This window comes from Sphingobacterium corticis (genome assembly GCF_042684745.1).
In the GTDB taxonomy this organism is placed as follows: Bacteria; Bacteroidota; Bacteroidia; order Sphingobacteriales; family Sphingobacteriaceae; genus Sphingobacterium; species Sphingobacterium corticis.
Map to the genome: position 1 here is coordinate 1,220,949 of NZ_JBHUMA010000006.1, position 15,748 is coordinate 1,236,696.

A 15,748-nucleotide genomic window follows, 5' to 3' on the forward strand; every position below is an offset into this window, starting at 1 on the left:
CTATTTGTTTTTATAGTGTATAGTCGATTGTTGTTTGAGCATATCAGCCGCAAATTCTGGGGTGATATCGCGTTGTGGATTCGCCATCATTTCATAGCCCACCATAAATTTCTTAACTGTTGCCGAACGCAACAATGGTGGATAAAAGTGCATGTGCCAATGCCAAAACGATTGATCTCCGCTATTGACAGGCGCTTGGTGCATTCCTGCCGAATATGGGAATGAAGTGGAAAATAAGTTATCATAACGAATCGTTAATTCTTGCAACGTTTTGGCCAAATCTTCCTTCTCTGCCTCCGTAAATGACTCGATGGTGGTAACGTGGCGCTTGCTAATTATCATGGTTTCGTATGGCCATGCTGCCCAAAAAGGAACGAGCGCTACGAAATGATCGCTATCAATTAAAATTCGCTCTTGTTTCTTTAACTCCAGCTCTAAATAAGCGCTTAGCAAGGATTTTCCGTGTTTCTCAAAATACTGGCTTTGTTGCACCGATTCCTTTTGAATCTCCACCGGAAGATGACGTTGTGCCCAAATCTGGCCGTGCGGATGCGGATTGCTGCATCCCATAATCGCACCTTTGTTTTCGAAAATTTGGATATACGCTATCCAATCCACCGCCGCTAATTCTACAAATTCCTTTTGCCAAAGATCAACAACCGCTTTGATAGCTGGCTGCTCCATTTCCGGCAAGGTTAAATCGTGACGTGGCGTAAAAGCAATTACCTTACAAATGCCGCGTTCACTTTCGGCAAGCAACAGATTTTCATCATTATATTGCTCATCCGGTGTGTCCTTGAGCAAAGCGGAAAAATCATTAACAAACACAAAGCTGTCTTTATAATCGGGGTTTATAGTTCCATCAGCACGTTCATTGCCCGGACACAAATAACATTTTGGATCGTAAGCGGGACGTTGATCCACAACCAGATCTTCAACCTGACCTTGCCAAGGTCGTTTACTTCGGTGCGGCGATACCAACACACGTTCGCCGGTCAATATATTAACACGCGTATGCGGGTGGTCTGAAAAATTTAGCATATATCATCTAAATGGTTAGCATTCGATTTAATATCACAATTGATTAAACGAATATAGGGATAAAAATTTAAAAGTGTTGATTTAACACTTTTAAATTTTTATCCCTAGCTAGTCTATTAGAAACCGGAAAAGAACCTGAATTAACCGTTAATTGGCTAAGTCAACCATTTCCCTTTTTATCAGATTTTGTACGTTTTCGCTCACTGGCACTAATGGCAAACGTACCACATCGCTTCCAATTCCCAATTCTTGCAACATGTATTTAACGCCACATGGATTTGCTTCTGCGAAGCATAAATCGATTGATCGCAACAATTTTTCATGAATTGGACGAGCTTCTGCATAATTTCCTTCGGCGCATAAATGCACCAATGAAGCAGTTTCTGCTGGATAAGCATTCGCTACCACTGAAATCAACCCTACGGCTCCAATGCTCATCATAGGCAATGTGATCGGATCATCACCGGATATCAACAGAAAATCTTCCGGTTTATCGCGCATAATTTCATTGAATTGCGCAAAGTTGCCAGATGCCTCTTTCGTTGCCACAATATTATCGAAATCCTTCGCCAATTGAATCGTGGTTGCAGGCGATATGCTACTTCCCGTTCTCGATGGCACATTATAAAGAATGATTGGCAACTTGCTTACTTCGGCAATTGCTTTGTAGTGTGCATAAATACCGGTTTGCGTCGGTTTGCTGTAATAAGGAGAAACTGATAGGATGGCACAATAACCTGCAACATCAAACGCAGCAATATCCTCTACGACTTGAGATGTATTGTTGCCACCGATTCCGGCAACCAATGGAACACGACCAGCCACCTTTTCTGCAGTAAATTTCCAAACAGCCAATTTCTCTTCTTTGGACAAAGTGGCCACTTCACCAGTTGTTCCTAGAGAAACCAGATAATCCATACCACCATCAATCTGAAAATCAATCAATTTCGATAATGCTTCGAAATCAATTGATCCATCTTGTTGAAATGGAGTTACTAACGCCACACCCGCTCCGTGTAATTCTTTCATTGTAAAATATATCCTGTATTTAATTATTTATAAGTTGAAACAAGTCTTGATCGGTAATGATCGGCACTTTTAGCTTCTCGGCCTTTGCCAATTTCGCCGGGCCCATCTTCTCGCCTGCTACCAAATAATCAAGCTTTGCAGAAATGCTGCTGAGCATTCGTCCGCCGTGCGATTCAATCATTTGGGTCAGTTCTTCGCGGCTATGTCCTTCAAAAACGCCCGAGATCAAAAATGTTTTTCCAGATAGATTATCTCCAGCAAGCACAACTTCCTTTTCTTCTATTTCAAATTGTAAACCTGCATGTTTCAAACGTTGTATTTCCTCCGCATTTTCTTCTGTATGCAAATAGAAATACACACTTTCTGCAATCCGATTACCAATATCGGCCACCGCCTCAATTTCCTCAATACTTGCTTCTGTAAGCCGTTCGATGGTTTTAAAATGCTGGGCTAGCTTCTTTGCAACCGTTTCACCAACATGACGAATTCCTAGCGCAAACAAAACCTTTTCAAAGGGCTTTCTTCTAGAATCAGAAATGCCCTGTAGCATGTTATCTACCGATTTCTTACCAAACCGATCCATGCTCAACAATGCGTCCGCATGTTCGGACAACCTGTATAAATCCGAAATCTTCCTAACTAAATTTTTTGCATGAAGTGCTTCGATAGTTTCATCACCCAAACCTTGCACATCCATTGCTTTCCGACCAATAAAATGCTGGATACCACCAACAATCTGTGGACGGCAGCTTGCATGATTCGGACAATAATGCACCGCTTCACCATCCTGACGGACAAGCTCTGTTCCACATTCAGGACATTGCTTTGGATATTCTATCGCTATAGCATTTGGTAATCGCTTATCTAGATTTACGCCAATCACTTTGGGAATGATTTCTCCACCCTTTTCGACAAAAACTGTATCCGCTTCATGCAAATCAAGCCTTTCGATCTCGTTGGCATTGTGCAACGAAGCACGTTTTACGGTCGTTCCTGCCAAAAGCACCGGCTTTAAATTTGCTACCGGGGTGACTGCACCAGTTCTTCCGACTTGATAGGTTACGCGCTGTAATATACTTTCTGCGCGCTCCGCTTGATATTTGTAAGAAATGGCCCAACGCGGCGATTTTGCCGTAAAACCCAGTTCCTCTTGCAAAGCATAATCGTTGACCTTAATGACGATTCCATCGATATCGTATGTCAGATTATGCCGTTCTTTATCCCAATGATGAATAAAGCTAAGCACATCCTCTATGGAAGTACATAATTTGGAATGCTCCGCAACATGAAAGCCCCAGGCCTCACAAGCTTGTAGACTATCCCAATGCGTTTTAAAGATTCGATTTCTGTTTTCAGCATATAAAAAGTACAAGAAACAATCGAGCGGTCGTTTGGCCACTTCCTTTGGATCTTGAAGCTTGATCGTTCCCGATGCGAAATTTCTAGGATTTGCGTAAGTCATTTCGCCTTGCTCTTCACGCTGCTTGTTTAGACGTGAAAATGCCGATTTGTGCATCAGAATTTCGCCACGAATCTCGAAAGATTCGGGATAATCGCCTACTTTTAATCGATGTGGAACGCGGCGAATTGTTCTTACATTTTCCGTAACATCATCCCCTTTTAGTCCGTCCCCCCGTGTCACTGCTCGCTTAAGGAGTCCTTTTTCGTATGTCAATGCGATAGACAGACCATCAAACTTTAGTTCACAAACATAGGAAACATCATCACCAACTGCCTTACGAACGCGCGCATCGAAATCCTTCAATTCCTGTTCGTTGTAAGTATTGCCCAAAGAAAGCATTGGCCAACGGTGTTGCACAGTATCAAATCTATTGGTGATATCGCCACCAATTTTTTGCGTGGGCGAATTTGGATCTATATATTTTGGATTTGCTTGTTCCAATGCGGCCAGCTCGGCTAATTTTTGATCGAAATCAAAATCGGAAATCTCCGAATTAGCCAAAACATAGTATTGGTAATTGTATTCGTTGAGCTCGGCAGTTAATTCCGCGATCTTTTGTTGAACATCCATTGGCATAGACGACGAAAATACGAAAATATTGCGACTTCTCTAACGTAAGAATCCGCGGCGCTCTAGCTTTGAAAATTTACGAACCCCTTTAGCGAAATATGCCCACATTACGGATTTCGCATACCATCCTTTACGGGTAAATGGACCGAAATAACTACGACGCTTTCGCGCAGTGCGAAAAATATTCCACAAGAAACTCTGATGTGCTCGGCTGATTGCCCAAGCATCACCGAACTTGAATTTTAAAAGGGATAAAATCAACGCAAAAAAATCCAACCACATCCGAACAAATAGTACCCTACACGCCGGCCAGAAAAGGAGGTTTTTCTGTAGCATAATGAGGTTGTTTCGAAAATTCAAGAATGTTTTTCTGGGATTACTCGTTTTTAGTGTTCCACCACCAACATGATAAACGACCGATTGCGGACATACACCGATTCTGTGCCCCATGCGTTTCAAACGCCAGCATAAATCCACCTCTTCCATGTGAGCAAAAAAATCAGCATCAAATCCGCCAGAAGAACGCCAAACGGAAGAACGAATAAACAATGCAGCTCCACTAGCCCAAAAGATATCGGTTGGATTATCGTATTGTCCGTGATCTTCCTCTGTATGGTTAACTATGCGCCCGCGACAAAACGGATAACCAAAGCGATCGATATAACCACCTGAAGATCCGGCATGTTCGAATTTATTTCGCTGATGATAGGATTTAATTTTCGGTTGAGCCGCTGCCATATTTTGCTCTTCCTCCAACATCTCAATTACCGGCTCTATCCATCCAGTAGTAACTTCCACATCGGAGTTAAGTAAAACAAAATAATCCGCCTCCACTTGCTCCAAAACCGCGTTATATCCGCCCGCAAAACCTAAATTCTCCGCATTTTGCACGACACGAATCTTCGGGTAATATTGTTGCACAAAGGATACGGAATCGTCCGTTGACGCATTATCACCTAATACAAATTCTATATTTGAATAGCTACTATTAAAAACGGAAGGTAGAAATTTCTCTAAAAAATATCTTCCGTTCCAATTCAATATGACGACCGCTACTTTGGGAGATGTAGTCATTTATGATCTTCGTTTTCTTTTCCATCTGCGATGCGACCACAACCAGTAAGCCGGATCTTCGCGAATGATTTTTTCCGTAAATGCTGTGTGCTTTTCGATAATTTCCTTATCGGCACATTTTTTTGGATCTTCCACCAAAGTTACAAATTCGACAGAATAATACCCACGACGTTTTTTACGCCTGATTGTGCAAAATACGACCGGTAAATCCATTGACTTCGCAATACGTTCCGTTCCCGTAAAAACCAATGTTTCTTGACCTAAAAAATTGGTGAAATAATCAGAATCCTGATAGCCGGGGGTCTGATCGGCGACAAACACGCTGATATGTGGTTTTCCTTTGAGCTTAACAAGATGCCGTAGTATTTGTTTCATAGGCACCATGGTTACACCAAATCGCGTTCGTATTTTGTTCAGTATAGAGCCGAAAGAAGCACTGGATAAAGGTTTGTAAATGATCAACCGAGGAAGCGCTGTCAACAGAGAAAGTCGATGTATTCCTAATTCCCAATTGGTATAATGCGCAGTGACACACAAAACACCTCTTCCCTGCTCAAAATGTCTATTAATTTCTTCGGGGTTAGTAATCTCAACGCGTTTCAGCAGTTCGCCTCTAGATACACTATATCCTTTGATGGTTTCCACGATAATATCTGGGAAAAAGCGAAAGAACCGCTTTGCAATTTGTTTTAGTTCAGTTGCCGATTTTTCAGGAAAGGAATTCCGCAAATTTTCCATAACCACCTTTTTGCGATAGCCAAAAACGTAGTAAATCAGCACAAAGAGAAAGTCCGAAATACGATAGAGTACCCAAAATGGAAGCAGTGAAATCGTATATAAAAGGAACGAAAAAATTCTTTCTTTCATTGAACAGCATTCGCAAATAAGCTACAAATATCCTAAAATAATGGTACTTTTGTTGCATCCTAAAAGAGGATAATTATCGTGATGACAGAACAACTTGTATTACCTGCTTTTTATCTCCCAAATATTGCTTATTTCAGTGCTATTCAAAAAAGCACTTCGACGGTTTATATAGAGCAACACGAAAATTTTCCAAAGCAAACTTACCGCACGCGCACCAGCATTGCAACGGCAAATGGCACATTAGATTTGATCGTTCCGATTTTGCATGGTAGAAAAGAGCATTCGCCGATGAAAGATGTCCGCATCAATTACGATCATAATTGGCAACGTCTGCATTGGTTGAGTTTGCAAACGGCTTACCGCAGCTCGGCGTACTTCGAGTATTACGAAGATGACTTTGCTCGGTTTTACGAGCAAAAGTTTGAGTTTTTGTTGGACTACAATGTGCAGCAATTGGAAGTAGCTCTTCGACTACTGAAACTTAATCGAGAGATTGTCTTAACAGAAAACTATTCTTCTGAAATTAGCACGTCTGTTGATTATCGTTCAGCCATTCATCCTAAGAAAGAAAGTTTGCTGATCGATCCCAAAGAATATTATCAGGTATTCGAAGATAAGACGGGCTTTCAGCCGGATTTGAGCGTTGTTGATTTATTATTTAACCAAGGTCCTCAAGCTAAATCTTTTCTATAATATTTCTTCATCGAAGAAAAACCATATCTTTTATTTTCGTGTTAATTGGGATATAAATCTATTTCCCATGATCAGATTAGGGATATTATTAATGACTTTATTTGCTTTTACGCAAGTTTATAGTCAAGACAAGGCCGACACTACATTAATGCGCTACCGTGGGCCAGATACGCTCCATTATAACAAGGTGTACTATTTTGGGGGAACGGGATTAGCTTTCCCGATCGGGAAAACGAGCGAGTCACTTTCTACGCAAGCATTTACGGGCAGTATGGGATTGGATATTGCTCTGCATAATCCGCGGTATTTCCTTATCCCAACACTATTTACGATGCAATTTCGCTACAACCAGCTTCAAAATGATCCAAACTACAATCGCGTGCTTGAAAATGGACATGCATCCATTTATGCATTGAGTCTTGCCGGAGGTATTCGCAGACAGGTTAATCGGCTCAATACTTATGCGTATGCCGGTCCGGCTTTTTGTTTAAATGTGGAATCTCGCGTTAATGATTTAGGTAACCTGCGCGCACGCATGGAAAAACTATATGGTTTCTCTCCAGCAGCGAAAATAGGCATAGGATCAGATTATAAATTTCGAGGATTTTATCTCGGACTAGAGCTCGACTACATGCACAATTTCCGTAAAATTCAAGGCAATCCGGTAAACATTCTTACCGTAATGGTCGGCCTAAAATCTGATATTACCAGTTTCAGCGATCGCATGGTACAGGTTATTAAGCCGAAAGACTAGATCGATCGAATTAATAAGGTAGCCATTGACAGCTGACGTAACTTCATAAAAAAATAACATTAACGTGATATTATTGAAATATCTGGCTGCTATCTTTAGCTAAAACAAATTAAAAGATCATGATTAAAGACGAAGAATTATTGCAGGAACAAGCTTCCCAAGTTAATGAATGGTTGTATGATGGGGATGATTTAAACCCGATGGAAGACTAATCGCTTTTAGAAAAAAATTTCTAAAAGTTAATTTGGATCGGCGAGATCCAGTGATACTTAAGCCAAGCGGTTTAAGTTTTTTTATGCTTCATCCTGAAGTAACGCGTGCTGAGTCGCCGTAAAGAAGTTGCAAAAAACGAGGTTCAACTCACTTTCTTCCTGTGCAGCCTTAATCCCACACTTGACATGTAAATCCATTAATAAATTACGCATGCTCCTCAAGTCAGCGCGCGTCCGTCGACTAACTTCCTCGTAAATCGCCTGATCGGCTTCGCCATTTTGCAGTTCATCCCAAGATTTTTCAATCGCTGCATAAATATATTTGCGACTATCTTCAGCGAACTGTTCAGCCCTACCCAACAGTTTGAAATACGATTTACCGCGTCTGTCCACCCAATCTTGATCTTTTGAACGTAGGAAAAATTCCTTTTGAACTAAATCGCAATACCGACTAAACATACCTAGATAGTTGACAAAAAGTGTGAACTCGGCGAACTGCTGAAATGGGTATTGGAAAAGTTTGCAACCATGCGTCGCTTTCTCAGGCGTCAAATCAAAACTTTGTGTCGTCGGAACAAAAACATCCTGCAATTCAAAACTATGACTTGCCGTAGCTTTCAATCCAAAGGTTACCCAATCGTGATCGATAAGCACCTGATCCTTTTCTACGAAAAACGATTTTACGATCAGTTCAGTGCCTTTTGCACCATTGGTTTCAACGACCGCATTACAGGTGAAATGACTTAAATGCGGAGCGCCGGTCGCATACGACCAACGTCCTGTCAAACGGTATCCACCATCGATCGGCACAGCACGTCCGCTAGCGCGACCGCTCCCACCAAAACATACTTCTCTATTGGCGAAAACAGATCGAGCTGTTTTCGGGTCAATAAATCCGGCAAACATATTCGCGCCTGAACACAGCGTTACTGTCCAACCTAAAGCACCGTCCCAATACGCCAAAGATTCTAACAAGCGACAGCCATCAGCCAGTGGCATTTCCAATCCACCATAAATTTTCGGCACCCAAATATTGAACCATTTTCGAGCGTACAGCTCGTGCAATATGATGTCGGGTAATTTTCCAATGCGAACTCCCTCCATTCGACTTTCTATGATCAGTGAAATCTGTTCCTGATTAAGCATGATGCGCTGTTTGAGATTTCATAATACGTCGCCATTTGGCAAAGCCAACAAACGCGATGACAAATAAAAATGTGGTAAGCAAAGCAAATAAATATAGCTCTTTGTAGACGAGAAGCGGAATAGCGAAAAGATTGCTTAGATTCAACAACAGCCAATTTTCTACCTTTCGTCGTGCCAGCAACCACATCCCTGCCCAAGCCGTGCAGGACACCCAAGCATCCCAAACAGGAACATCCGAATCTGTAAATTGAGATAACGCACCGAACAATATGAAAAAGCCCACAACAACAATGGAAACTACAATAACCGCATCTTTCCTATTCATTGAAGTAATTGGCTGTTCCTCCTTTTGAGCGTTGGACGTCCAATACCACCAACCATAAGCACTCATCGCCAAGTAATAACCATTGAGGAGTAATTCCGCATACAATTTCGCACCAAAGTACGCTGCCATTCCGAACAGAATACCAGCAATACCTACCGGGTAATTTGCCAGCTTATTATTCTTGGAAAGTAGCACTTGTGCAACGCCAAATATAACGGACAAACGCTCCAACCAAGATGTTTGTTGAAATGCTTGTTCTAGGGAAGAAAAAAGTGTTGGAAAATCCATTCGATAACTTGCAATGTAATCGCAAATATCTCAAAAAACCGATGGATTGTGGGTATAAATTTCAGATAATAGACCGGAAACAAATGTGTCGGCTAACCATAACCTTATCGAATTAAAGAATTTACCATCATAAATGGTAAAATATTCATATATTCAAAGACCTATTAACTTCAAATATGCAATTTACCGAGCTATCTAACGAATCGCTATCTACGGCATTTAGAAATCGAAAAAGAATTCTTTTGTTATACATTGTTGCCGTATCGCTTATGGCTAGTGTTTCGTTTTTTCAAGTAATTGAAAATGACATCAAAGCTATTACCGTGCTGCCGTTATGTTTTCTCCCAATTGTTATCGCAAATTGGCGCACTTACCAATCAATGAAAAAAGAACTTGAAAGCCGAAAACAGCAGTAGCGGCATTGCAGTCGGATAAGATATACAAAGTATACCTAATTAATCGAACCTATAGCCGAAACATAATCTTAAAAATGATCAATTTGATGTTACAACTTGATGTTCCGTGATCAAAATCTTTCATAGCATGGCTATATAGCTATTTGTTTATAACTTCTAATACGCTAATTTTGCGGGAGGTACTTAGCCTATTATGAGAAAAAACAACCCAAACCGTTCCAATGCGATCGTGATCGTATTGGCTGTGCTGCTCACTATTTTGTTTTGTGGCCTTGCTCAACCATTCGGAAACTTTTTGATCGATGAATATAACATCGATCCCACATTATTTGTGAACACCAATGGATGGGCGATTTATATTTTACTATTGGTTTTCGCCCTGCTTTTGTATCGTGTTTTGCAATCACAGGCTGCTACACAACGCGAGCAAACTAACTTAAACAAGTTACAAGCTTATCATATTCGTTCGCAGTATTTGGGCAATATCGAACTGACAAACGATCACCAAAATGGGACGAGCGAATTAGCTAAATTCAAACGCTTACCTTTCAAAATTGTTGGAAATAGTGCTTTCGATATGTCGATTACCTGCGATTGGAATCACAGTTTATCCGAAGAATACTTTATTCAGGCTACCAAGAATGGATACGAATCGAGATTGGGAAAATGGCAGGCGGACACTAAACTCGAATTGGAATTAGCAGAAGATTTAGATCAATCCATTGAAGAAGCTGGCCGTAAATCCGCTGATCAGGATGGAAGTGATTCGCAACAAAATGTAGGATTTTATCAAGTGGTTTTCAACTTTGCGGATCAGTTCGGTTTGCGTTACAAAAAGGTATTTATCCTCTCTTATTCTTTCACAGAGAAAAAATTCTACCACACCGCATCACAAACGGAATTTTTATAAGCTGATCAGGGATCAGCATAATAAAAAATCCTCCGCAGCGAACTGTGGAGGACTTTTCATTTGGTAATGTTTACTTACCAGCCGTTATTTTGCGTTAACAATTTATTCAGCACCAATTCGTTTGCCGGAATTGGCCAAAGATAATCACGACCTGCGTTAAACGATCTGCGTTCTACGGTAATGAAATTATTGAAATCGCCTCGCGTGTTGTCGAAATTATTGAAAATCCCTTGCGCGGAACCTTGCATAACTTGCTCAGCAATTCGCCAACGGCGGATATCGAATAAGCGATTGTCTTCTACTGGAAACTCCACATGGCGCTCACGGCGAACCAAAGCGCGTAAATCTGCCTGTGTTGGGTGCGTGACAGCAGTTGCTGCAACCATATTTACACCGTTACGTTGACGGACGCGATTGATGGCTTCGTAAACGGATGCATCAATTTGCCCAGCTTCGATTTTAGCTTCTGCATAGGTCAATAATACCTCTGCGAAGCGAAGCAAAACTACATCTGCACCGGCACTACGATCCCATTCTCCAGAAATATTTCTTGGAACAGCTTTCTTGTAGTAATAACCGGAAAACGAAGCATTTGATTTACCCAACGCATCGGGAGAATTCGGTTTGGTGACATCAATTGTTACTCCGTTTACTTCCGTGCCAGGCGTAACAATGGTCAACGCTAAACGTGGATCACGATTTACAAACGGCGTAGCTGGATTGTACAAAGGAGAAACATCAATTGTTTGTCCATCCGTACATTCATACGCGTCCACTAAAGAGCGCAAAGGAACAATTTGTCCCCATCCCGCTAAACTTGGCGCACCAATCCACGTTGCGTTTGGATTCGTGTACACGTTCTCTAGATAACGTGCGGAAAGAATGATTTCCGTACTATTTTTATTCGTGCCGTTGAACAGGCTTAAGTAATTGTTATCGATGGTGTAAACTCCCGAATTCATTACTTCCTGAGCTGTTTGCGCAGCTTCCGACCATTGCTCGTTGTACAATTGAACGCGTGCTTTCAGTGCTAAAGCTGCACCGCGCGTAGCTCTACCTTGATCCGCTGTTTCACGAGTTAAAGGAAGATTTTCTGCGATTTCCGTTAATTCACTTAGGATGAAAGCTACGATTTCGCTCTTCGGTGTTTTCTCTTTTTGGAATTCTTCCGGCGATGGTGTGGTTGTGTAGAATACAACATCTCCGAACAATCCCGTCAATTGCTGATACGCATAAGCTCTCAAGAAACGTGCTTCACCCGTCAGCTCCGCTTTTGTTGCCTCATCCATATTCGGAACACGATCAATATTGTCCATCACGTCATTTGCACGTGCGATTTGTCCGTACAGATTTTTCCAAAAATTATTGAACACACCATTTGCGGGTGTTGCACTTCCGTTTGCAGCAAATTGTATATCCACCGGCCAATTGCTCCAAGAGAAACTATCATCCGTTGCGCAAGAAATAAAGAAGCGATCGTCCGATCCCAAGTAACGATAAATATCGTTAACTGTACGCTCAGCGTCCGCAGGAGTGTTCCAATAGGTTGTGTTTCCAATGGAATCCAAGGGTTGTCTATCTAGGGTATCTTCACAGGACATCAACAGAGCTAAACCTGCGATGCTGTAAGTAATTCTTTTTATGATCATGTGATTAAGGTTCTGTGATTAAAAATTAGCGTTAAGTCCAAACGACACCGTTCTAACTTGCGGATAGTAACGATTATCGTTAGGAGATTCTGGATCTAAATCCTTTGGCAATGATGTCAAAGTAAATAGGTTTTGCGCACCAGCGAACAAACGTACGCTACGAAGGAATGATTGTTCTCCTAGCACACTTTTTGGCAACCTATAACCTAACGTAACGTTTTTCAAACGCACATAAGCACCGCTTTGCACCCAAAATTCGGAAGGCTGATAATTGGTTTGATAAGGCGCTAAGCGCGGATAGTTTGAACCGGTGTTATCCGCTGACCAAGCATCTACCCAAGCAGTTCTAAAGTTACCATCCTGATTGATTGGCGCACGTTCCAAATTCAATGTATTGATATCGACTTTAGCGACACCTTGGAAGAAAGCACTGAAATCGAAACCTTTGTAATTTGCCCCAAGCGTAACTCCATAATTGAAACGAGGAATATTACTACCTAAATAGGTGAAATCATTCGTGTTGTCGAACACGCCATCACCGTTCAAATCACGGTAAATTAAATCACCAGGACCAACTTGACCGGAAAGCGTAGTAGAATTCGCTACTTGCTCCGCCGTTTGGTAAATTCCATCCACTAAATAACCATAATAAGATCCGATCGGACGACCGACATAGTTACCCACATTTAAACCATTGCCATCTGTGCTATTGAAGTCGGTACCTTTTAAATCCAAAATTTCGTTGCGAACATCGGATAAGTTAAACGCTACATTGAAACGTAAATCTTCGTTTACAGGTTGATTGTAGTTCAATGATAATTCCCATCCACGGTTACGAACGGATGCCGCATTTTGCCAAGGGGACAATAAGCCCACCGCTCCCGGAATAGGTAGCTCCAATAAAATGTTCTTTGTTTTCTTATCGAACACATCCAATGTAACATTCAGACGATTGAATAAGGTAAAATCCACCCCTACGTTAGCAATATCCGTTGTTTCCCAAGTCAAACCAGAGTTCGGATAAAGCTCCAATCCAGTAGCTGGATTCAAGGCACCACCCAAAGGATAACTTCTTAGTAAATAGTTGGATTGGTACGGATAGTTGCCGATTGCATCATTACCTAAACGACCGTATGATCCACGTACTTTCAAATCTTGTAAAAACGTGACGTCAGCCATGAAATCTTCCTCAGATATACGCCATCCCACAGATGCCGAAGGGAACCATCCCCAACGCTGACCATCAGAAAAACGCGAAGAGCCATCGCGACGTAAGTTGGCTTCCAACAGATATTTACCACGGAAAGCATAGTTAACGCGACCAAAAAATGAGATTAAGCTGTACTCACGAGCTGTTCCATCCGTTAACTGTGTTGCTGGAGAACCTGCGTTGATTTCAGTCAAGTTATTATTCGGCATATCGTAACGCGTTCCCAATAACTCATCCGTGCGTTGACCCAAATAAGAAAGACCTCCCAATACTTTTAAATCGTGATCACCAAAAACCTTACTATATTCGGCAAGACCTTGATAGTTCTGATTGATATAACCAATCGCGTGTTTGGTGATTTGATCACGTCCTAGCGGTGACGAAGAATTCACATAACTGAATTGCTTGGAGTGATTAGTGAAATATTGATTTTGGAAGTTGTTCGATGCTATCGCACTCAACGTCAAACCTTCGACAGGGAGATAATTCAAGCGGAAGTTAGTCGTAAACAAGCGATCGTTGTCCGAGAAAAGTCCACCCTCTTCTTGCAAACGCAAAACGTTGTGTTCGCCACGCAATGCGCGCCAGTTTCCGAACTCATCTTTCGCTGCTTCCAACGGATTGATTTTTACCGTTTGTCCAAACTGAAACCAAGCTGCACCACTCGCAGATTGCGCTTGACGCATACCGGCAAGACGACCTGTAGATACCGCACTTCCGCCTGAAGATTGCGGCTCACGCGTTCCCGAAAGACGACCCGAAATATCTGCCGTAAAATTTAACTTCTCAGAAATCTGGAAATCCGTATTCAATCGAACAGTCAGACGATTGAAGTCCATTCTGCTGATCAAACCATCTTGATCGAAATAGTTAGCCGAAAAACGATATTTGTTTTTTTCGTTACCACCAGCTAACGACATGCTGTGCTTTTGTTGAAAGCCCGAGCCCGTTAGGATATCTCCTACCCAGTAATTATCTGGATACATGTTCATGTCGCGATTAGGATCATTGTACGCATCAATTCTCTGTTGATTATACACCGCTCCGTTGCCCACGTTGGCATTCATTTGATTTACCAAACGCATAAATTGTTGTGCGCCTACGAAATCGGGCGTACGAATTGCATCTTGCCATCCAAAATAATTGTTGTAATTAACTTGCGTTCCGCCTTGCGCGCCTCTTTTTGTGGTTACCAAGATAACGCCGTTCGCCGCGCGAACACCATAAATAGAAGCTGCAGCCGCATCCTTCAATACGGAAATGTTCTCAATATCATTGGCATCGATATCATCCAGACTAATGGAATTATCGTAGCGAATACCATCTACCAAAATCAATGGACTAGCGTCGTTCAACGTTCCTACACCACGAATATTCAGTGTTCCTTGATCACGTCCTGGCTGTCCGCTTCCGTTTGTTACGGTTAATCCGGCAGAAAGACCTTGCAACGCTTGCGATGCCTGACCAACAGTTTGACGACTAATATCTTCCGATTTTACCGTGGAAACCGAACCCGTTAAGTTTACTTTGCGTTGCGTACCATAACCGACCACAACGATTTCGTCCAAACCTTCCGCGACAACTTGCAACGTCGTTGCCAACGTTTGTTGTCCGTTGTAAGCAACTTCTGCCGGTTCGAAACCGATGTAAGAAAAGGTCAATGTCTCGCCTGAAGCAACTTCCAGCGTATACTGCCCGCTTTGATCCGTCGACGTTCCGCGGTTCGTACCTTTCACGCGAACGCTCACACCAACTAAGGCATTCCCATCAGGATCAGAAACTTTACCGGAAACGGATTGTTGTTGCTGACTGTTTACCACAATCAGATTATTTTCCATTTGGGTAAATGTCAAACCTTTCGCGCCGAGTACCTTCGTTAATACATTTACAACCAACTGTTCACGCACATTCACGTTTACTTTACCTTTCTTTGCAACCGCTTGTTCGTCGAAAACAAAGCGATAATCGGTTTTAGATTCTAACTCCGATAATACATCAGCAATGGAGGCCGATTTAAGTTGCAGCGTTACTTTCTTTTGGGCCAGCACATCGGCATAACCTTGCAGGTGAAAAAACACCGTTAATAATACAATTAGCTTCAT

General features: G+C 41.9%; 12 protein-coding genes. 3 read left to right on the plus strand and 9 right to left on the minus strand.

Features of this window, described 5'->3' with window-relative positions; translation table 11 throughout:
• The 5 genes from ACFSQ3_RS11235 to ACFSQ3_RS11255 all read right to left on the minus strand — a co-directional run bounded on the left by ACFSQ3_RS11235 (position 1) and on the right by ACFSQ3_RS11255 (position 6,043).
• Positions 1-1,041 (minus strand): UDP-glucose--hexose-1-phosphate uridylyltransferase, encoded by a 1,041-nt coding sequence (locus ACFSQ3_RS11235; protein WP_380869645.1) that lies wholly within the window; start codon positions 1,039-1,041, stop codon positions 1-3.
• Positions 1,042-1,188: 147 nt separating this feature from the next.
• Positions 1,189-2,070, minus strand: a complete 882-nt coding sequence (gene dapA / locus ACFSQ3_RS11240; protein ID WP_380869646.1) for a 4-hydroxy-tetrahydrodipicolinate synthase — start codon at positions 2,068-2,070, stop codon at positions 1,189-1,191.
• Positions 2,071-2,089: 19 nt separating this feature from the next.
• Complete coding sequence (gene ligA / locus ACFSQ3_RS11245) at positions 2,090-4,102, minus strand: NAD-dependent DNA ligase LigA (protein WP_380869647.1); 2,013 nt, start codon at positions 4,100-4,102, stop codon at positions 2,090-2,092.
• Between the two features lie 39 nt (positions 4,103-4,141).
• On the minus strand, positions 4,142-5,176 hold the full coding sequence (locus ACFSQ3_RS11250; RefSeq protein ID WP_380869648.1) for a glycosyltransferase family 2 protein: 1,035 nt from the start codon (positions 5,174-5,176) through the stop codon (positions 4,142-4,144).
• Positions 5,177-6,043 (minus strand): lysophospholipid acyltransferase family protein, encoded by an 867-nt coding sequence (locus tag ACFSQ3_RS11255; RefSeq protein WP_380869649.1) that lies wholly within the window; start codon positions 6,041-6,043, stop codon positions 5,177-5,179.
• Between the two features lie 81 nt (positions 6,044-6,124).
• Between ACFSQ3_RS11255 and ACFSQ3_RS11260 the strand changes: the two genes are divergently transcribed.
• Positions 6,125-6,736 (plus strand): WbqC family protein, encoded by a 612-nt coding sequence (locus ACFSQ3_RS11260; protein WP_380869650.1) that lies wholly within the window; start codon positions 6,125-6,127, stop codon positions 6,734-6,736.
• Positions 6,737-6,827: 91 nt separating this feature from the next.
• Positions 6,828-7,490, plus strand: a complete 663-nt coding sequence (locus ACFSQ3_RS11265; protein ID WP_380869651.1) for a hypothetical protein — start codon at positions 6,828-6,830, stop codon at positions 7,488-7,490.
• Between the two features lie 293 nt (positions 7,491-7,783).
• Here ACFSQ3_RS11265 and ACFSQ3_RS11270 read toward each other — a convergent pair whose 3' ends face one another.
• Together ACFSQ3_RS11270 and pnuC are read right to left on the minus strand one after the other, a co-directional pair.
• Positions 7,784-8,848 (minus strand): acyl-CoA dehydrogenase, encoded by a 1,065-nt coding sequence (locus ACFSQ3_RS11270; protein ID WP_380869652.1) that lies wholly within the window; start codon positions 8,846-8,848, stop codon positions 7,784-7,786.
• Positions 8,841-9,461: a nicotinamide riboside transporter PnuC gene (gene pnuC / locus ACFSQ3_RS11275; RefSeq protein ID WP_380869653.1), complete on the minus strand. Its 621-nt coding sequence runs from the start codon at positions 9,459-9,461 to the stop codon at positions 8,841-8,843. Before pnuC ends, ACFSQ3_RS11270 begins: the two co-directional genes overlap by 8 nt.
• A gap of 609 nt (positions 9,462-10,070) precedes the next feature.
• Here pnuC and ACFSQ3_RS11280 point away from each other — a divergent pair.
• Positions 10,071-10,787, plus strand: a complete 717-nt coding sequence (locus ACFSQ3_RS11280; RefSeq protein WP_380869654.1) for a hypothetical protein — start codon at positions 10,071-10,073, stop codon at positions 10,785-10,787.
• Positions 10,788-10,861: 74 nt separating this feature from the next.
• On the opposite strand, the gene ACFSQ3_RS11285 is transcribed toward ACFSQ3_RS11280, so the two are convergent.
• Together ACFSQ3_RS11285 and ACFSQ3_RS11290 are read right to left on the minus strand one after the other, a co-directional pair.
• Positions 10,862-12,436, minus strand: a complete 1,575-nt coding sequence (locus ACFSQ3_RS11285; RefSeq protein WP_380869655.1) for a RagB/SusD family nutrient uptake outer membrane protein — start codon at positions 12,434-12,436, stop codon at positions 10,862-10,864.
• A gap of 18 nt (positions 12,437-12,454) precedes the next feature.
• Positions 12,455-15,748, minus strand: coding sequence for a SusC/RagA family TonB-linked outer membrane protein (locus ACFSQ3_RS11290; RefSeq protein WP_380869656.1), 3,294 nt, complete (start codon positions 15,746-15,748; stop codon positions 12,455-12,457).